A 16650-nucleotide genomic window follows, 5' to 3' on the forward strand; every position below is an offset into this window, starting at 1 on the left:
GATGGGATGAAGTTGCCCAAGATCGATCTGGCGAGCCTGCCCGATCTCCACACCCTTACCGGCATGTTCGGCTCTCTGGCGGAGCGCCGGCCGGGCCACGACGATACCCTCATCGTGCTGATGACCATCGTCTACGAATCGCAGCCCCCGGGCGGCGGGATCATCTGAGCCGGGGCGCGGACCTTGCGTGTTCACCCCCAGATAGCGATGCTGCGGGGCGACAGGGCTCCGCAGCGTCACGCCCAGACGGCCATGCACGCTGCCATCGAGGCCTGGCGGGCGGAAGAGGGCGTGGCGGCCATGCTGGCCGACTTCCGCCGTTTCGGCGAAGGGGCGGCGCTCGAAGCCTGCCCGGCGCTGGAGGCCATCTTCACCCGTGCCGATACGGCCGAGGCCCTGGCGGCTTCGCTGACAGGCCACTTCTGCCGCGCCATCGCCGCCAATCCGCTGGGCCATCCGCCGTTCCGCAACGCCTTCAACGAAGGTTCCTCTACCATGCTGCTGGGCAAGGCAGGCCGCGCGCAACTGGTTCTCCAGGCGCGCGAGCCGGGAGCCTACACCGATTCGGCGGTCACTTTTGCCGACCTGCTGCGCTATGATGCGGTGCTGGCCGGCCGGTCACAGGCGCGGATCGTGCGCATCCACGGGCCCGATGACCAGGTGGGCATGAGCGAGGAGCCGATTGTCCTGCAGCGCGGAGTGAGGCTGGGCTTCGACTGCAACCGCGAGACGCTGATGACCGAGGTGGTGGAGACCCGCCTGGTCACCCTGCGCCTGCTGCAAAGCGCGGAGCATCCCATGCCGAGCCGCGAATACAGCCGTCAGACCGGCAGGCTGCTGCACCAGGCCGCCGGTTCGCTCGCCAGCAGCAGGCGCGAGATGATGGCGGCGCTGCTCGGTCGCATGGGCCGGGTGGAGGCTGCCCCGGCTCTGGCCGACATGGCGCTGGCCGAGCACGAACAGTCGCTGCGCTGGCAGGCCCTGCGCGAGTGCCTGGCGCTGGATGCCGCAACGGGCTTCGCGGCCCTGTGCGCCATCGCCCGCAATCCGGCCGACCCGCTGGGGCACCCCGCTGGTGCCCTGCGCAGCCAGTTGCTGGAAACCTACCCCGAACTCGCCAGCCTGGAGGATGACCGATGCCCCGCGTGATTTCCCCTGCCGACTATCACGCCTGCACCCTGGGCGATTGCCTGGCGGCGCTGGACGCCAGCGGCTTCGATCCGCGCGACGAGGAAAGCCTGCTCCACGCCGCCGGCTGGCTGGGGCGGCTGAACGCCAACCGCGACTTCCTGGCCGAGGCCATGCTGGCCGAACTCAAGGATTCCAGCGGCAGCCAGGAGGAAGCCAGCGCCTATGGCGCGCAGGTGGTGATGCTGAGCCCGCTGGGCGGCGAATACTTCATGCGGGCCAATTTCTGGCCCAGCCGCGACGAGCACAGCTTCCGCGCATCGGGCCAGAACGCCTTCAGCTACGAACTGCCGCACGACCACAACTTCGACTTCCTCACCGTGGGCTATTTCGGGCCGGGCTATGCGTCGGACTACTACGAGTTCGACTATGACAGCGTCGAAGGGATAGTGGGCGAGAAGGCCAACCTGCGCTTCGTCGAACGCTCCACGCTGGAGCCTGGCAAGCTGATGCATTACCGCGCGCACCGCGATGTCCACTCGCAACTGCCGCCCGAAAGCCTGTCGGTCAGCGTCAACATCATGCACGCAGGTGGGGCCCAGGGCTGGCTGGACCAGTACCGGTTCGACGTGGAACGTGACACGATCAGCGGCGTGATCAGCGCCGGGGGCAGCGAGATCTTCCTGCGCGTGGCCGTGGGGCTGGACCACCCCGAAGCGCACGACCTGGCTGACCATTTCGCCCGCCACCACGTGAGCGACCGGATGCGGCTGGTGGCGCTGGAGGCGCAGGCCGGGGTGCTGGACCTGGCGGCGCGGGACGACTTGTGGCGGCGCGCGGAGGGCAACGGCAGCCGGCTGATCGCGGGCGAGGCCACGCGGCGGCGGGCGCAACTGGCGGCCTGATCGTCCGCGCTAGTTGATGAAGTACATACCGGGACAGGGCTTGTACAAGCCAAAGGGCGCGCGGGCGGCGCGAGGCATCGGGGGAAGGCTGGACGGGTCAAAGAGCCGGAAGGTGCTGGCACGTTCCGGCCGCTGTAGGAAAGCCCCGAATTACAGGATGCCACCCGCCAGACGGTCGATCGCGCCCTGCAGGATCACGGCGGCGGCGTGGCTGTCGATCTTCTCGGCCCGCTTGGCCCGGCTCATGTCCTGGTCGATCATCGCCCGCTCGGCGCTGGTAGTGGACCAGCGCTCGTCCCACAGCAGCACGGGCAGGCCCAGCACCCCCAGGTTGCGGGCAAAGGCGCGGCTGGCCTGGGCGCGCGGGCCGGAACTGCCATCCATGTTGAGCGGCAGCCCGATCACCAGCCCCTTCACCTGGCGGGCCGCGACCAGTTCCTCGATCAGGGCCTTGTCGCGGGTGAACTTGCCGCGCGAGAGGGTCTTGCCGGGCGTGGCGAAGGACCAGCGCGCATCGCAGGTGGCGATGCCGATGGTCTTGGTGCCCAGGTCCATGCCCAGCAGCGCCCCGCCATCGGGCAGGGCGGCGCGGAATTCGCCCGCGTTCTCGGTAATCATGGGCGGGCGGCCTGCCAGGCGTTCACCCGCCGCGCCACGTCGGCCCGCAGGTTGGCCCAGAACAGCGGGATATCGTACACGTGATAGTTGTTGCCCGGCAGCACATAGCTGCCCATTTCGGGCGGGTCGCCGATCAGCAGCAGGCCCTGGCGGTCGCAGACGGCAGGAACCGCACCCGGCACCAGGTCGCCCGAGGTCAGCTCGGCATTGGGCACCAGCGTGCCCAGGTTTGCCGCCATGTCCGCCTGCCCGTTGGCCGATCCGGTGAGCGGGTTGACGCACAGGATCGGGCTGTCACCCCGCAGCACGCCATCAAGCCCGGGCGAGGCGCGGTACTGTTCCAACATCATGCCGGGTTCGGCTTCCTTGGCGAAGCTGGCCCAGGAGACGAGGCAGGCGGGCTGGTCAGGCGCGGCGCAGGCGGGCAGTGGCAGGCGCGGCAGGTCATGCTCCACGCTGATCGGCCAACCGACGGGATAGACGGCGGCGAGGCGGCCCTGCAGCGGGGTGCCGGCCACCTTCTCGCGCAGCAGGCGCAGCACGTGGGCCGCCCCCTGGCTGTGCCCGGCCAGCACGATCGGCCGGTCCTGCGCCACGGTGGCCACGAAGTAGTCGAAGGCCAGCGCCACATCGGCATAAGCCGCATCGAGCGACTGGCCCGCAGCCGGTTCCTCGGCCAGGAACGAGCCGAAGGTTGCCTGCCGGTAGCGCGGCGCCCAGATTTCCGCCGCCCGGTTGAACGGGCTGGCCATGCCGGCCACGAATGTCTCGGCAATCCGGCGGCTGTCCGCATCGTCCAGCGGCGCGTTCCACGCGGCGCGCGAATAGAAGCTGGTGGGGTGGACGAAGAACACCGCGAAGGGAGGGGTTACCGGCGGCTGGGGCGGGGCGGTGAAGCCTTCGCGCACCTGCGGTTCCCACAGGGCGGGATCGTTGCCAGCGCCCATGCCGGGGCGGCTGATCCACATGGCGGGATCGGCATAGGCGTTGTGGGCCAGAGCCTGCGGTCCGGTAAACTCGGCCGAGGGGACCATGGCCAGCCGGGTCAGCTCCTCGCCGTAAAGCCGCAAGGCCAGCAGCACGCCCAGCGCCAGCAGGATGCCGAAGACGATGAAATAGAGAAACTTACGCATGGACCTGCCCCGGCGGCGGGTCCACCCGGTCCGGCGCGCGGCCCTCGTGCGGCGGGTGCCCGCCCTGTCCGGCGGTGCGCGCGGCGCGGTGTTCCAGCGCCACCTTGATCATTGCCAGCAGCGGATCTGCCAGGAACAGGCCGATGATGCCGAACAGGATGCCCATGATGAGCTGGAAGGCCAGCACCAGCGCGGGGGCCAGGTCCACCGTCTTCTTGGCGATCAGCGGGATGATCACATAGCCGTCGAAGGTCTGCACCACGAAGTAGACGAGGATGGTGTAAAGCCCCATCTCGTAGCCGCCGGAAAAGCCCACCAGCACCATCAGGATGCCGGAGATGAAGGCCCCGATATTGGGGATGAAGGCGAGCAGGCCGGTCAGGATCGAAAGCAGCGCCGCCATCGGCACGCCGTAGATGGCCAGCATGGCATAGGTCAGGATGCCTTCGAAGACCATGCCCACCAGGCGGCCGAACATCAGGCGACGCATGGTGAAGGCCATGTCGCTCATCAGATCGTGGAATTCGGCGCGCTTCTTCTGCGGCAGCATCCAGGCCATGCCGCGTTCGTAGAGGCGCGGCTCCATAGCCACGTAGAGGCCCATGATAAGCACCAGCACAACGGTGGTCAGCGCCCCCAGGATGCCACCAAGCGCACGCGTAACCGTGCCGACTCCGCTGGCTGCCTGGCCCAGGAAACCCTGCAGGTCGGCAATTTCCATCGCGAAGCCCTGCGACGATGCCCAGTCAGCCGCGCGGCGGGCCTGTGCCTCGATCAACATGGGCAGTTGCGCGGCTTCGCGGCTGATCTGGTTGCCGGCAAACATCGTCAGCCAGACCATGAAGGCGATCGAGGCCAGCACCACGATGGCGATGCGCCAGCCGCGTCCGACCGGCAGCACGCGGCCCAGCAGGCGCGCGCCGCCGTCAATCATTGCGGCGAAAACCATGGCGCCGAAGATCACCAGCAGGCTTTGCGAGATGTAGACCGCCAGCACGGCCAGCCCCACCATGGCGATCCACACCCCGGCGCGGGTGATTTCGTGCCGCACGGCGGGGTTGGTGAAGGTGGCGGGGCTGGCGCCCAGCGGCTTGGCCTCGTCCTGCGGGCGGCTGCCAGTCTCGTCACTCATTCCCGGCACTCCCTTGCGTTAGCGGATTCGGCCCTTGCACAGAAGGATTCAGGGGTGGTCGCAGGCTGGTCCAGGCGCGATCCGGGCGCAAGGCCGGCAACCAGGTAAGCGGGTTATAGCTGGACTGGCCGTCAAGGCTGAAGGTGATGAACTCGGCCCGCCCGCCGATGTCGCTGATCGGCACTGCGCCGCCCAGGCCGTTGCCGAATGGCGGGCCGGGGGCGCGGCTGTCGGCCGAATGGTCGCGGTTGTCGCCCATCAGGAACACGTAGCCTTCGGGAATGGTCATCTCGCCAAAGGTGTCGAGCGGCTGGTTGACGTGGTCGATCACCAGGTAGGTCGCCCCGTTGGGCAGGGTTTCCTGCCAGGTCTGCGGCTCATAGACCTGCTCGCCGCTTTCCAGCCGGCGCAGGCTGCCGGCGAACACGTCAAGGCACGGGCGGCCGTCGCACTGGTTCTGGTTGGCGGCAGGCAGGCGCACCGGGGGCACCAGCTCGCGCTTGATTGGCTGGCCGTTGAGCACGATGCGCCCTTCCACCACGGCGATCCGGTCTCCCGGCAGGGCCACCACGCGCTTGATGTATTCGGTGAGGGGGTAGGAACCCTCGGGCGGCATGGTGACCACGATATCACCGTATTCGGGCATGGCCGGGGCAATCCGCCAGGTATCGCGGCGCATGGGGTGGAAGGACAGCGACGACCAGTTCCAGCCATAGGGATACTTGCTCACCACCAGCCGGTCGCCCACCAGCAGGGTGGGGATCATGCTGCCGCTGGGGATGTAGAACGGCTTGGCCACGAAGCTGTGGAAGGCAAGCACGCCCAGCAGCATCAGCACCAGGCCGCGCAGTTCGGCCAGCCAGTTGACCTTGGCCCGGGGCTTGTCGGCGGGGACCGCAGCAGGGGCGGGAGTGGCGATATCGGCCTCGCTCATTGCGGCCCCGACGATTTTGGCAGGGCCTCGATGATGACGAAGGCCTGGGCCCAGGGATGATCGTCGGTCATGGTAAGGTGAACGGCCACGTCATGCCCCGGCGGTGTCAGTTCGGCCAGCCGCGCTGCCGCGCCGCCAGTGAGGTGGAGGGTGGGCGCGCCCGAGGGGGCATTGACCACGCCGATGTCCTTCATGAACACGCCGCGCTTGAACCCGGTTCCCACCGCCTTGGAATAGGCCTCCTTGGCGGCGAAGCGCTTGGCGTAGGTGCCCGCCCGCGTGTGCGGCCGGCGCGCGGCCTTGGCGTTCTCCACATCGGTGAACACGCGCTGGGTGAACCGCTCGCCATAACGGTCGAGCGAGTTCTGGATCCGCTCGATATTGCACAGGTCGGAGCCGAGGCCGATGATCATGGCTTGGCGGTCACCGCGCCGCGTCCATCATTTCGCGCATCCGGCGGACGGCGCTCTCCAGCCCCACGAACACCGCCTCGCCAACCAGGTAGTGGCCGATGTTCAGTTCGGCCAGCTGCGGGATGGCGGCGATCGGCTGGACGTTGTCATAGGTGAGGCCATGCCCCGCGTGCGGCTCGATGCCGTTGCGGGCGGCCAGCGCGGCCATGTCGGACACGCGCTTCAGTTCGCGGGCGACCTTCTCGCGGTCGCCATCCAGCCAGGCGTGGGCATATTCGCCGGTGTGGAATTCCACCACCGGGGCCTGCAACCGCATGGCCGCCTCAAGCTGGCGCTCCGAAGCTTCGATGAACAGCGAAACGCGAATCCCCGCATCGGCCAGCCGGGCGCAGATCGGGGCAAGCTGGTTGTGCAGGCCCGCCGCGTCCAGCCCGCCCTCGGTGGTCCGCTCCTCGCGCTTTTCGGGCACGATGCAGGCGGCGTGGGGCTTGTGGGCCAGCGCAATGGCCAGCATTTCCTCGGTCGCGGCCATTTCCAGGTTCAGCGGCAGGTCGGTCGCCGCCTGGATGCGCTTCAGGTCATCATCGCGGATATGGCGGCGGTCTTCGCGCAGGTGCGCGGTAATGCCATCGCCGCCCACCGCCGCGACGATTTCCGCCGCACGCACCGGATCGGGATGGTCCCCGCCGCGCGCGTTGCGGATCGTGGCCACGTGGTCGATATTGACGCCCAGGCGCAGGCGGCCGGGGGTGAGGACGCTGTTCATGTCACTTCTTCTCGGCGCGGCTGCCCGGCTTGGTTACCGGCACGGCGGCCAGTTCGGCGGGAATCTCGGCCTCGGCATAAGTCGGGAAGTTGAGCGCCACCAGCGGGTAGAAGGGCACCCCCAGGTCCACCGTGCCGGCGCTGCGGTCGACCAGCGCGGCCTCGGCCACGATCTCGCCGCCCAGCGCGCGCACACAGTCCATCGCCTCGCGACTCGACAGGCCGGTGGTGACCACGTCCTCCACCATCAGCACCTGGGCGCCGGGCTGGATCTCGAAGCCGCGCCGCAGCTCGAACGTGCCGGTGGGCCGTTCCACGAAGATCGCATCCTTGCCCAGCGCGCGGCCCATCTCGTGGCCGATGATCAGGCCGCCCATCGCGGGGCTGACCACCAGGTCAATCTTGCCCCGCAGGTCACGCGGCAACTTGTGCGCCATCGCCAGCGCCAGGCGGCTGGCGCGTTCGGGATTCATCAGCACCCGGGCGCATTGCAGGTAATGGGCCGAATGGCGGCCGGAGGAGAGCTTGAAATGCCCTTCCAGCAGGGCGTGGCAGGAACGGAATTCGGCCAGAACCTCGTCGTCGGTCATGGGTGCGCAACAAGCCTTTCGGTGGATTGCGGCGGGGCCGGACCAAAGCCCGCCTCGCCAATCTGTAAAAATCTCCCTAGAAGCGCTTGAGGCACGGGGCAAGCGGGCGTATAGGCGCGCCCGAAATGCCCTGATAAAGGGTCAATGGGGCCGTTCGAGCGCCCGTAACAAAACGGAAAGCGTTGCACAGATGATCTTCGGCGAATTCGCCCGCAAGCGGCTGCAAATCCTCACTCTCGTTGCTGCTGCTCTGACCATGTTCGCCGCTCCGGCCGCTTCGCTGGCGCAGGAATCGGCTGCCGCACCGCAACCGAGCGCGCAGGCCGAGGCACCCGTTGCCGCTACCGATGCCGCCCCCGCCACGGAAGCTCCCGCGGCCGAGGCTCCCGCTTTCCAGCACTATGGTGCTGACATGATCAAGGGCCAGCCGACCGATGGCGCGCTGGGCTTCCAGGACCAGTACTCGCCGATCGGTGAGGAAGGCCTGTGGATGCACGATGCCATCCTGATGCCGATCATCACCGTCATCAGCCTGTTCGTCCTGGCCCTGCTGCTGTGGGTGATCGTGCGCTTCAACAAGCGCGCCAACCCGGTGGCTTCGAAGACCAGCCACAACACCGTGATCGAGGTGATCTGGACGGTTATCCCCGTGCTGATCCTGCTGGTGATCGCGGTTCCGTCGATCCGCCTGCTGGCCGCCCAGTATGAAGCGCCGCCGGAAGATGCCATCACCATCAAGGCCACCGGGTACCAGTGGTACTGGGGTTACACCTACGTCGACAACGGCGGGTTCGAGGTGATCTCGAACATGATGAGCGAGGCCGATGCCGCTGCCGGTGGCTTCCCGCACCAGCTTGAGGTGGACAACCGCATGGTCGTGCCCGTGGGCGTGCCGCTGCGCATCCAGACCTTTGGCGCGGACGTGATCCACTCGTTCGGCATTCCCAGCCTGTGGTTCAAGATCGACGCCGTTCCCGGCCGCATCAACGAGCGCATGCTGACCATCACCGAGCCGGGCATCTACTACGGCCAGTGCATGGAACTGTGCGGTGCGCGCCACGGCTATATGCCGATCGCCATCGAGGCGCGCCCGCTGGACGAATACAACGCCTGGGTGCTGTCGAAGGGCGGCTCCATCGCCGGGGCCGAGGAAGCCGCGCCGGCTGCTGCGGCTCCCGCCGCTGCGGCGCCCGCTGCCGAAGCCTCCGCCGCGCCCGCGCCGGAAGCTTCCGCCAGCGCCGCCCCCGCCGCCTGATTGATACAGAATAGCTAGAGCAAGGTCCGCAAACACCATGGCTACCACCACCGCCGAAGGGTTCGATGCCCACCACGACGATCACGCGCATGACGCGGATCACAAGCCGGGCTTCTTCGCCCGCTGGTTCATGTCGACCAACCACAAGGACATCGGCACCCTCTACCTGATCTTCTCGATCATCGCGGGGATCGTGGGCGGTGCCCTTTCGGGCGGCATGCGCCTGGAACTGGCCGAGCCGGGCCTGCAGTGGCTGGGCATGTTCGTGGACATGATGGGCGGTGACGGCACCAGCTTTGACCAGCAGGGCCACATGTGGAACGTGATGATCACGGCTCACGGCCTGATCATGGTGTTCTTCATGGTCATGCCGGCCATGATCGGCGGCTTCGGCAACTGGTTCGTGCCGCTGATGATCGGCGCGCCGGACATGGCTTTCCCGCGCATGAACAACATCAGCTTCTGGCTGACCGTGGCAGGCTTCCTGTCGCTGTGCTTCAGCCTGTTCGTGCCCGGCGGCACGGGCATGGGTGCGGGCGTGGGCTGGACGGTCTATGCCCCGCTGTCGACCAGCGGCTCGGTCGGTCCGGCGGTGGACTTCGCGATCTTCTCGCTGCACCTTGCCGGTGCCGGCTCGATCCTGGGCGCGACCAACTTCATCACCACCATCTTCAACATGCGCGCGCCGGGCATGACCCTGCACAAGATGCCGCTGTTCGTGTGGTCGGTGCTGGTCACCGCCTTCCTGCTGCTGCTGGCGCTGCCAGTGCTGGCCGCGGCCATCACCATGCTGATCACCGACCGCAACTTCGGCACGACCTTCTTCGATCCGGCCGGCGGTGGCGACCCGATCCTGTACCAGCACCTGTTCTGGTTCTTCGGCCACCCCGAGGTGTACATCATGATCCTGCCGGGCTTCGGCATGATCAGCCAGATCATCTCCACCTTCTCCAAGAAGCCGGTGTTCGGTTACCTGGGCATGGCCTACGCGATGGTCGCCATCGGCGTGGTCGGGTTCATCGTGTGGGCGCACCACATGTATACCGTGGGCCTGGACGTGAACACCAAGATGTACTTCACCGCCGCCACCATGGTCATCGCGGTGCCCACCGGCATCAAGATCTTCAGCTGGATCGCCACGATGTGGGGCGGCAGCCTGGAGTTCAAGAGCCCGATGGTGTGGGCGATGGGCTTCATCTTCCTGTTCACCGTCGGCGGCGTGACCGGCGTGGTGCTGGCCAACGGCGGCATCGACGACAACATGCACGACACCTACTATGTGGTGGCCCACTTCCACTACGTGCTGTCGCTGGGTGCGGTCACCTCGATGTTCGCGGGCTGGTACTACTGGTTCCCGAAGATGAGCGGCCGCATGCACAGCGAGTTCCTAGCCCACGTCCACTTCTGGATCTTCTTCGTCGGCGTGAACGTGATCTTCTTCCCGATGCACTTCCTGGGCCTACAGGGCATGGCCCGCCGCTATCCTGACTACACCCCGGCCTTCTCTTACTGGAACGAGGTTGCCTCGATCGGCTACCTGATCATGGCGGCATCGCTGGTGGTGTTCTTCCTGAACATCCTCTATGCCTTCACCGTGGGCAAGAAGGCCGCCGCCAACTACTGGGGCGAAGGTGCGACCACGCTGGAATGGACTCTGTCCAGCCCGCCGCCGTTCCACCAGTTCGAGACGCTGCCGGTGATCGACGACGCCAAGACGGCGCATTGATTGCCGGTCCGTCCCGACGGACCGCAGTAACAGGAGTGGGGGGCGCGCCGGGCACCGGTTGCGCCCCCGCTTGCAAGAGGGATCGATAAAGTCGCTGTCATGGATGCCCCCGCCGCCCCCGCTGTAAGAATGCCTGCCGAGTGGCGCGATTTCTTCGCGCTCACCAAGCCGCGGGTCATCAGCCTGGTGGTCTTCACCGGGCTGTGCGGCCTGCTGGCAGCGCCGGGTTCGATCAACCCGGTTCTCGGCTTCACCGCCATCCTGTGCATCGCGCTGGGCGCGGGCGGGGCAGCGGCGCTCAACCAGTGGTGGGAGGCCGACCTCGACAAGGGCATGAAGCGCACCGCCAGGCGCCCGCTGCCGATGGGCCGGCTGGGCAAGGACGATGCGCGCGATTTCGGCGTGCTGCTGTCCGCAGTGTCCGTCGGCATCATGGGCCTGGCCGTGGGCTGGTTGGCGGCGGCCATCCTGGCGCTGTCGATTTTCTACTACGCGGTGATCTACACCATCTGGCTGAAGCCGCGCACACCGCAGAACATCGTGATCGGCGGCGGGGCAGGGGCCTTTCCGCCGCTGATCGGCTGGGTGGCGGTGACGGGCGATGTCACGCTTATGCCGGTGCTGCTGTTCGCCATCATCTTCATCTGGACCCCGCCGCATTTCTGGGCCCTGGCGCTGTTCGTGCAGACCGATTACGCCAAGGTGGGCATCCCGATGATGCCGGTGGTGGCGGGCGAGAAGAGCACGCGGCGGCAGATCTTCGGCTACTCGATAGCGCTGCTGCTGGTCAGCCTGCTGCCCTGGGCAATCGGCGGCACCGGGACGATCTACGGTATTGCCGCGCTGGCGCTGTCGGGCACATTCGTGGCGCTGGCCGTGCCGGTCGCCACCCGCATGGCGGCAGCCGAGGATGCGATGAAGCCGGAAAAGCGGCTGTTCGCCTATTCGGTATTCTATCTTTTCGCGCTGTTCGCGGCGCTGGTTGCAGATCGGTTGATATTGGCATGACCCCCGAAGAAGAGGCGGAATTCGTCCGCCGCCGCAAGAGCCGCAACGTCGTCCTTGGCCTGGTGCTGGGGGGCTTCGTCGTCCTGTTCTACTTCATTACCATTGCGAAGATGCTGTGATGAACACGATAACCCTGCAAAAGCGCAACCGCCGGACCATGCTGTGGGCCTTTGCCGCAGCCGCCGGGATGCTCGGTCTCGGCTTTGCGGCCGTGCCACTCTATCGTCTGTTCTGCCAGGTGGCCGGCTTTGGCGGCACCACCCAGGTCGCCACCGAGCAGGAGGCTGACCTGGCCGCCCAGATGGCCAACAGCGGCGGCGTGCGCGACATTTCCATCCGTTTCGATGCCAACACCGGCATGGACATGCCGTGGCGGTTCGAGCCGGTGAACGCGACCGACCGCATCGCCATCGGCCAGCGCGACATGGCGATCTACACCGCGCGCAACACCTCCACCGAAACCATCACCGGCACTGCCACCTTCAACGTGGAGCCGGAACAGGCCGGGCGCTACTTCAACAAGATCCAGTGCTTCTGCTTCACCGAGCAGACCCTGCGGCCGGGTCAGGAAGTGCGCATGCCGGTGATCTATTTCGTCGATCCGGCGATGCTGGACGATCCCAACATGGCGGGCGTGCAGCAGATCACGCTGTCCTACACATTCCACCGTGCAAAACAGCCTTCATAGGCTCTGGACCCTCGGCAATTCGCCCTCTAAGGGCATCAGCAAAGCTCTAACCAGGACTTGAGATCATGGCCGGCGCCAAGAACCACGATTATCACATTCTTCCCCCCGATATCTGGCCGCTCGTCGGTGCCATGTCGGGCCTCGTCTTTACCAGCGGCATGGTGCTGCTCATGCACGAGATGGCCAATGCCCACCTGGTGCTGGGCCTGGGCATCGCCGGCCTGATCGCCACTTTCTTCGCCTGGTTCTCGAACATCGTGAAGGAAGCCGAAGCGGGCGATCACACCCCGGTCGTGCAGCTGCACCTGCGCTACGGCATGATCCTGTTCATCGCTTCGGAAGTGATGTTCTTCGTCGGCTGGTTCTGGTCGTGGTTCGATTTCTCGCTGTTCCCTGCCCCGCTGACCTATGACGAGGCGGCCGGCCTGTGGACCAACATTGTGGGCCAGGAAGGGGAGGCCGCCGCGCGCGTGTTTCCCAACGCCGGCATCCACGTGCTCGACCCGTTCGACCTGCCGCTGCTCAACACGCTGATCCTGCTCACCTCGGGCACCACGGTCACCTGGGCGCACCACAGCCTGATCCACGGCGATCGCGATGGCCTGAAGAAGGGCCTGTGGCTGACGGTTGCCCTGGGCGTGCTGTTCACCGCCATCCAGGCCTACGAATACGGCCATGCGCCGTTCGCTTTCGGCGGCGTGGCCTATTCCAGCGCCTTCTACATGGCGACCGGGTTCCACGGCTTCCACGTGCTGGTGGGCACCATCTTCCTGGCGGTGTGCCTGTTCCGCACCTACAAGGGCCACTTCACCCCCAAGCAGCACTTCGGCTTCGAAGCGGCTGCCTGGTACTGGCACTTCGTGGACGTGGTGTGGCTGTTCCTGTTCGTCGCCGTCTACGTGTGGGGCGGCTGGGGCGCTCCGATCCATTAAGGACGGCGGGTGACTGACGCACCTGATACATCGAAGGGGCAGCCCACCACTGGTGCGGCTGCCCTTTTCGGTTGCTGCCCGCGCTGCGGCGCGCGCACCCTGTTTTCCGGGCTGGCGTCGTTTGCCCCGCGCTGCACGGCCTGCGGGCTCGACTTCAGCCGATTCAACGTGGGTGACGGGCCAGCGGCATTCCTGACGCTGGGCGTGGGCGGGCTGGTCACGATCCTGGCGCTGTGGCTGGAGCTGGCGTTGGAGCCGGCGTGGTGGGTCCATGTGATCCTGTGGCTGCCGTTGACTACCGCCCTGGTGCTGGGCGGCCTGCGCGTCAGCAAGGCGGCGCTGCTGATCCGCGAATACCGGGCCGATGCGCGCGAAGTGATCAACAGCGACTTTCGGCAAGACTGATGGGCAAGCAGCGTATTCCGGTTGTTGCCACGCTGGTGGTGCTGGCGGCGGTGGCGGTGATGATCCGCCTTGGTTTCTGGCAGCTCGACCGCATGGCCGAGGAGGAGCGCAAGCTGGCGCAACACGCCGCAGCGGCGGCCGATCCGCAGCCGATCGCCTTTCCCGCGGGTGTCGTTCCCGACAGCGCGCATTACCGGCGCAGCATGATCGCCTGCCAATCCCCCGGCAACTGGCGCGGCACGGCCGGGTCCAGCGCCAGCGGCGAGGCGGGTTATGTCCAGATCGTCGAATGCCGCACGGCCGATGGCGGGACCGTGCAGGTCCAGGCCGGCTGGTCGCGCCGTCTCGATCCGCCACCATGGGCTGGCGGTGACGTGACCGGCATCATCGCCCCGAACCGTGATGGCTCCTCGGTTCTGGTGGCCGATCCGCCGCTTGCCGGGATGGAGGCGAACGCCTTGCCGGCTCCCGACAGCGACCAGCCGGGCAAGAACCTGGCCTACGCCGGCCAGTGGTTCTTCTTCGCCCTTACCGCGCTGCTGATCTACGGGCTGGCCCTGCGCCGCCGGTGGAAGGCGGGGGAAGCTGCGCTGCAGGGCGAATAGCCCGCCATCCTTGCCCTACGCCGCCGCTGGCGCTAGGCGCACGCCTCATGGAATACATCTCCACCAGGGGGAACGCCCCCGCGCTCGATTTTGCCGGGGTTACGCTGGCGGGCCTCGCCAGCGACGGCGGCCTCTATGTGCCGCGCGAGTGGCCGCGCTTCACCACGGACGAGATCCGCGCCATGCGGGGTCTTTCCTATGTGGAATTGGCGGTGAAGGTGATGCTGCCGTTCGTGCAGCCGAGCCTGACCGAGGATGAGCTGCGCGAGCTTTGCAGCGGCGCCTATGGCCGCTTTGCCCACGCCGCCGTTACTCCGCTCAAGCAGTTCGACCAGCAGCAGTGGCTGCTGGAGCTGTTCCACGGCCCCACGCTGGCGTTCAAGGATGTCGCGCTGCAACTGCTGGGCCGCCTGTTCGAGCACTTCCTGGCGCAGAGCGATGCCCACCTCACCATCGTGGGGGCCACCAGCGGCGACACCGGCAGCGCGGCGATCGATGCCGTGGCCGGGCGTGACCGGATCGACATCTTCATGCTGCACCCCAACGGCCGCGTGTCCGATGTGCAGCGCCGGCAGATGACCACGGTGCTCAGCCCCAACGTCCACAACATTGCCATCGAAGGCACCTTCGATGATGCCCAGGCGATGGTGAAGCGCATGTTCAACGATGCGGCGATGACCGATCGCTTCCGCATCACCGCGGTCAACTCGATCAACTGGGCGCGGCTGATGGCGCAGGTGGTCTATTACTTCGCCGCCGCGCTGCAACTGGGCGGGCCTGACCGCAAGGTGGCCTTCAGCGTGCCCACCGGCAATTTCGGCGATGTGTTTGCCGGCTATGTGGCCGCTCAGATGGGCCTGCCGATCGAGCGGCTGATCGTGGCCACCAACGTCAACGATATCCTCCACCGCGCGCTGTCCACGGGTGACTATTCGGCAGGCACCGTAACCCCCACCGCCGCCCCCAGCATGGACATCCAGGTGTCCAGCAACTTTGAGCGCCTGCTGTTCGATGTGGGCGGTCGCGATGGCAAGGCGCTTGCCGAGCAGATGGCCGGGTTCGAAGGCAGCAAGGCCATGCAGCTGACCAACGCCCAGCGCGAAGGCGCGGCGGCGCTGTTCACATCGGTGCGCTGCGATGGCGAGCAGATGAACCGGGCGATGGCCTGGGCCGAGGAGCATTGCGGCGAGATCATCGATCCGCACACCGCCATCGGCCTGCACGCCGCGCAGGTGGCCGGGATCGATCCCGCCGTGCCCGTGGTCACGCTGGCGACGGCGCACCCCGCCAAGTTCCGCGATGCGGTGGAGCGGGCCACCGGCCACCGCCCCGCGCTGCCCGCGCGCATGGGTGACCTGTTCGAGCGGCAGGAAAGCTATGCCGAATTGCCGGGTGACTATGCCGCTGTGGCCGCCTTCGTGGAAAGCCACGGCACGCAGAGCCGCTGATGGTTACGCTTGCCCTGCAACCGCTGGTCATGGCGGGCGAGGGCTGGGCCGACTATGGCCTGGTGGACAGCGGTCATGGCCGCAAGCTGGAACGCTATGGCCCCTACCGGTTCATCCGCCCCGAACCGCAGGCGATGTGGATGCCCCGAATGAACTCAGGGGGGCAGGTTGACTGGCAGGCGCATGGCGAGTTCGTCCCCGGCAGCGACGAGGACGGCGGCGGCAGGTGGCAGTTCGCCAAGCCGGTCCCGCGCGAAGGCTGGCCGCTGGCCTGGAACGAGGCGAAGTTCACTGCCCAGTGCACCCCCTTCCGCCACCTCGGTTTTTTCCCGGACATGGCCCCGGTGTGGGACTGGATGCGCGGGCAACTGGCCGGCAAGCCCGATGCAACCAGCCTCAACCTGTTCGGCTATACCGGCGTCGGCAGCCTGGCGCTCAGCCAGTGCGGCCCGGTCACGCACGTCGATGCCAGCAAGAAATCGGTCGCCCAGGCGCGCGAGAATGCTGCCCTTTCCGGCATGGCCGACCGGCCGATCCGCTGGCTGGTGGACGATGCCGCGAAGTTCACCGCGCGCGAGGTGCGCCGTGGCAGGCGGTATGACGGGATCATCCTCGATCCGCCCAAGTTCGGCCGCGGGCCGGAGGGCGAGATGTGGCGGCTGGAAGAAAGCCTGCCCGGCCTGGTGGCTGACTGCGCGAAACTGCTCGATGGCGACAGCCGCTTCCTGTTCCTGACGGTCTATGCCGTGCGGATGAGCTCGCTGGCGATCGGCGGCCTGCTGGCCGAGGCGCTGGCGGGACTGCCCGGCACAGTCGAACACGGGGATCTTGCCGTGCGCGAGGACGGGCCGGACGGCCGCCTGCTGCCCACCGCCATCTTCGCCCGCTGGCGGCAAGACTGAGGCGCGGCTTGATCGCGGACAATTGCCGCTTCCGGGCGCGCGTCCACAAGCATATGCTGTTAG

General features: G+C 67.0%; 20 protein-coding genes. 13 read left to right on the forward strand and 7 right to left on the reverse strand.

Annotated elements, in window-relative coordinates; all coding sequences use genetic code 11:
* Nucleotides 1–6 precede the first annotated feature (6 nt).
* From GRI99_RS06395 to GRI99_RS06405, 3 genes are read left to right on the forward strand one after another with little or no spacing between them, the layout of a single operon-like run.
* Nucleotides 7–168 (forward strand): hypothetical protein, encoded by a 162-nt coding sequence (locus tag GRI99_RS06395; protein ID WP_160771200.1) that lies wholly within the window; start codon nucleotides 7–9, stop codon nucleotides 166–168.
* Nucleotides 169–207: 39 nt separating this feature from the next.
* Complete coding sequence (locus GRI99_RS06400) at nucleotides 208–1149, forward strand: hypothetical protein (RefSeq protein ID WP_160771201.1); 942 nt, start codon at nucleotides 208–210, stop codon at nucleotides 1147–1149.
* On the forward strand, nucleotides 1137–2033 hold the full coding sequence (locus tag GRI99_RS06405; RefSeq protein WP_202392968.1) for a transposase: 897 nt from the start codon (nucleotides 1137–1139) through the stop codon (nucleotides 2031–2033). Before GRI99_RS06400 ends, GRI99_RS06405 begins: the two co-directional genes overlap by 13 nt.
* Before the next feature lie 150 nt (nucleotides 2034–2183).
* On the opposite strand, the gene ruvX is transcribed toward GRI99_RS06405, so the two are convergent.
* Genes ruvX through pyrE form a run of 7 tightly spaced genes read right to left on the reverse strand, consistent with a single transcriptional unit; the run spans nucleotide 2184 to nucleotide 7618 of the window.
* Nucleotides 2184–2651 carry a Holliday junction resolvase RuvX gene (ruvX, locus tag GRI99_RS06410; RefSeq protein ID WP_160771202.1) on the reverse strand — a complete coding sequence of 156 codons (468 nt, stop codon included), beginning with the start codon at nucleotides 2649–2651 and terminating at the stop codon, nucleotides 2184–2186.
* The gene (locus GRI99_RS06415; protein ID WP_160771203.1) at nucleotides 2648–3784 is read right to left on the reverse strand and encodes a DUF3089 domain-containing protein; all 1137 of its coding nucleotides are present in this window, start codon (nucleotides 3782–3784) and stop codon (nucleotides 2648–2650) included. The genes ruvX and GRI99_RS06415 overlap by 4 nt, the downstream gene beginning before the upstream one ends.
* Nucleotides 3777–4916, reverse strand: a complete 1140-nt coding sequence (locus GRI99_RS06420; protein WP_160771204.1) for an AI-2E family transporter — start codon at nucleotides 4914–4916, stop codon at nucleotides 3777–3779. The genes GRI99_RS06415 and GRI99_RS06420 overlap by 8 nt, the downstream gene beginning before the upstream one ends.
* Complete coding sequence (gene lepB, locus GRI99_RS06425) at nucleotides 4909–5850, reverse strand: signal peptidase I (RefSeq protein ID WP_160771205.1); 942 nt, start codon at nucleotides 5848–5850, stop codon at nucleotides 4909–4911. Before lepB ends, GRI99_RS06420 begins: the two co-directional genes overlap by 8 nt.
* The gene (acpS, locus tag GRI99_RS06430; protein ID WP_160771206.1) at nucleotides 5847–6263 is read right to left on the reverse strand and encodes a holo-ACP synthase; all 417 of its coding nucleotides are present in this window, start codon (nucleotides 6261–6263) and stop codon (nucleotides 5847–5849) included. The genes lepB and acpS overlap by 4 nt, the downstream gene beginning before the upstream one ends.
* Before the next feature lie 10 nt (nucleotides 6264–6273).
* Nucleotides 6274–7029, reverse strand: a complete 756-nt coding sequence (locus tag GRI99_RS06435) for a pyridoxine 5'-phosphate synthase (protein ID WP_160771207.1) — start codon at nucleotides 7027–7029, stop codon at nucleotides 6274–6276.
* A 1-nt stretch (nucleotide 7030) separates the two neighbouring features.
* Nucleotides 7031–7618 carry an orotate phosphoribosyltransferase gene (gene pyrE, locus GRI99_RS06440; protein WP_160771208.1) on the reverse strand — a complete coding sequence of 196 codons (588 nt, stop codon included), beginning with the start codon at nucleotides 7616–7618 and terminating at the stop codon, nucleotides 7031–7033.
* Between the two features lie 190 nt (nucleotides 7619–7808).
* On the opposite strand from pyrE, the gene coxB reads away from it, so the two are divergent.
* From coxB to GRI99_RS06485, 10 genes are all read left to right on the forward strand, one after another.
* Nucleotides 7809–8873: a cytochrome c oxidase subunit II gene (gene coxB / locus GRI99_RS06445; RefSeq protein ID WP_160771209.1), complete on the forward strand. Its 1065-nt coding sequence runs from the start codon at nucleotides 7809–7811 to the stop codon at nucleotides 8871–8873.
* 37 nt (nucleotides 8874–8910) lie between these two features.
* Nucleotides 8911–10599 (forward strand): cytochrome c oxidase subunit I, encoded by a 1689-nt coding sequence (ctaD, locus tag GRI99_RS06450; protein WP_160771210.1) that lies wholly within the window; start codon nucleotides 8911–8913, stop codon nucleotides 10597–10599.
* A 99-nt stretch (nucleotides 10600–10698) separates the two neighbouring features.
* Nucleotides 10699–11607, forward strand: coding sequence for a heme o synthase (locus GRI99_RS06455; RefSeq protein WP_160771211.1), 909 nt, complete (start codon nucleotides 10699–10701; stop codon nucleotides 11605–11607).
* Nucleotides 11604–11726: a cytochrome c oxidase system small membrane protein gene (locus GRI99_RS18850; RefSeq protein WP_272917388.1), complete on the forward strand. Its 123-nt coding sequence runs from the start codon at nucleotides 11604–11606 to the stop codon at nucleotides 11724–11726. Before GRI99_RS06455 ends, GRI99_RS18850 begins: the two co-directional genes overlap by 4 nt.
* Nucleotides 11726–12295: a cytochrome c oxidase assembly protein gene (locus tag GRI99_RS06460; RefSeq protein ID WP_160771212.1), complete on the forward strand. Its 570-nt coding sequence runs from the start codon at nucleotides 11726–11728 to the stop codon at nucleotides 12293–12295. Before GRI99_RS18850 ends, GRI99_RS06460 begins: the two co-directional genes overlap by 1 nt.
* 65 nt (nucleotides 12296–12360) lie before the next feature.
* Nucleotides 12361–13227: a cytochrome c oxidase subunit 3 gene (locus GRI99_RS06465; protein WP_160771213.1), complete on the forward strand. Its 867-nt coding sequence runs from the start codon at nucleotides 12361–12363 to the stop codon at nucleotides 13225–13227.
* 9 nt (nucleotides 13228–13236) lie between these two features.
* The gene (locus GRI99_RS06470) at nucleotides 13237–13632 is read left to right on the forward strand and encodes a DUF983 domain-containing protein (protein ID WP_160771214.1); all 396 of its coding nucleotides are present in this window, start codon (nucleotides 13237–13239) and stop codon (nucleotides 13630–13632) included.
* Nucleotides 13632–14237 (forward strand): SURF1 family cytochrome oxidase biogenesis protein, encoded by a 606-nt coding sequence (locus GRI99_RS06475; protein ID WP_160771215.1) that lies wholly within the window; start codon nucleotides 13632–13634, stop codon nucleotides 14235–14237. The genes GRI99_RS06470 and GRI99_RS06475 overlap by 1 nt, the downstream gene beginning before the upstream one ends.
* Before the next feature lie 47 nt (nucleotides 14238–14284).
* Nucleotides 14285–15685 carry a threonine synthase gene (gene thrC, locus GRI99_RS06480; protein WP_160771216.1) on the forward strand — a complete coding sequence of 467 codons (1401 nt, stop codon included), beginning with the start codon at nucleotides 14285–14287 and terminating at the stop codon, nucleotides 15683–15685.
* Nucleotides 15685–16587: a class I SAM-dependent methyltransferase gene (locus GRI99_RS06485; RefSeq protein ID WP_160771217.1), complete on the forward strand. Its 903-nt coding sequence runs from the start codon at nucleotides 15685–15687 to the stop codon at nucleotides 16585–16587. The genes thrC and GRI99_RS06485 overlap by 1 nt, the downstream gene beginning before the upstream one ends.
* Nucleotides 16588–16650 lie beyond the last annotated feature (63 nt).

This window comes from Alteraurantiacibacter buctensis (genome assembly GCF_009827655.1).
Taxonomy (GTDB): Bacteria; Pseudomonadota; Alphaproteobacteria; order Sphingomonadales; family Sphingomonadaceae; genus Alteraurantiacibacter; species Alteraurantiacibacter buctensis.

Bases quoted from the DNA above. Each gene is read 5' to 3' on its own strand.
- GRI99_RS06400 (WP_160771201.1), top strand. From the start codon at position 208: ATGCTGCGGGGCGACAGGGCTCCGCAGCGTCACGCCCAGACGGCCATG.
- thrC (WP_160771216.1), top strand. From the start codon at position 14,285: ATGGAATACATCTCCACCAGGGGGAACGCCCCCGCGCTCGATTTTGCC.
- GRI99_RS06455 (WP_160771211.1), top strand. From the start codon at position 10,699: ATGGATGCCCCCGCCGCCCCCGCTGTAAGAATGCCTGCCGAGTGGCGC.
- GRI99_RS06420 (WP_160771204.1), bottom strand. From the start codon at position 4,916: ATGAGTGACGAGACTGGCAGCCGCCCGCAGGACGAGGCCAAGCCGCTG.
- GRI99_RS06435 (WP_160771207.1), bottom strand. From the start codon at position 7,029: ATGAACAGCGTCCTCACCCCCGGCCGCCTGCGCCTGGGCGTCAATATC.
- GRI99_RS06465 (WP_160771213.1), top strand. From the start codon at position 12,361: ATGGCCGGCGCCAAGAACCACGATTATCACATTCTTCCCCCCGATATC.
- GRI99_RS18850 (WP_272917388.1), top strand. From the start codon at position 11,604: ATGACCCCCGAAGAAGAGGCGGAATTCGTCCGCCGCCGCAAGAGCCGC.
- GRI99_RS06405 (WP_202392968.1), top strand. From the start codon at position 1,137: ATGCCCCGCGTGATTTCCCCTGCCGACTATCACGCCTGCACCCTGGGC.
- GRI99_RS06475 (WP_160771215.1), top strand. From the start codon at position 13,632: ATGGGCAAGCAGCGTATTCCGGTTGTTGCCACGCTGGTGGTGCTGGCG.
- ruvX (WP_160771202.1), bottom strand. From the start codon at position 2,651: ATGATTACCGAGAACGCGGGCGAATTCCGCGCCGCCCTGCCCGATGGC.
- GRI99_RS06395 (WP_160771200.1), top strand. From the start codon at position 7: ATGAAGTTGCCCAAGATCGATCTGGCGAGCCTGCCCGATCTCCACACC.
- lepB (WP_160771205.1), bottom strand. From the start codon at position 5,850: ATGAGCGAGGCCGATATCGCCACTCCCGCCCCTGCTGCGGTCCCCGCC.
- GRI99_RS06485 (WP_160771217.1), top strand. From the start codon at position 15,685: ATGGTTACGCTTGCCCTGCAACCGCTGGTCATGGCGGGCGAGGGCTGG.
- acpS (WP_160771206.1), bottom strand. From the start codon at position 6,263: ATGATCATCGGCCTCGGCTCCGACCTGTGCAATATCGAGCGGATCCAG.
- GRI99_RS06415 (WP_160771203.1), bottom strand. From the start codon at position 3,784: ATGCGTAAGTTTCTCTATTTCATCGTCTTCGGCATCCTGCTGGCGCTG.
- coxB (WP_160771209.1), top strand. From the start codon at position 7,809: ATGATCTTCGGCGAATTCGCCCGCAAGCGGCTGCAAATCCTCACTCTC.
- GRI99_RS06460 (WP_160771212.1), top strand. From the start codon at position 11,726: ATGAACACGATAACCCTGCAAAAGCGCAACCGCCGGACCATGCTGTGG.
- ctaD (WP_160771210.1), top strand. From the start codon at position 8,911: ATGGCTACCACCACCGCCGAAGGGTTCGATGCCCACCACGACGATCAC.
- pyrE (WP_160771208.1), bottom strand. From the start codon at position 7,618: ATGACCGACGACGAGGTTCTGGCCGAATTCCGTTCCTGCCACGCCCTG.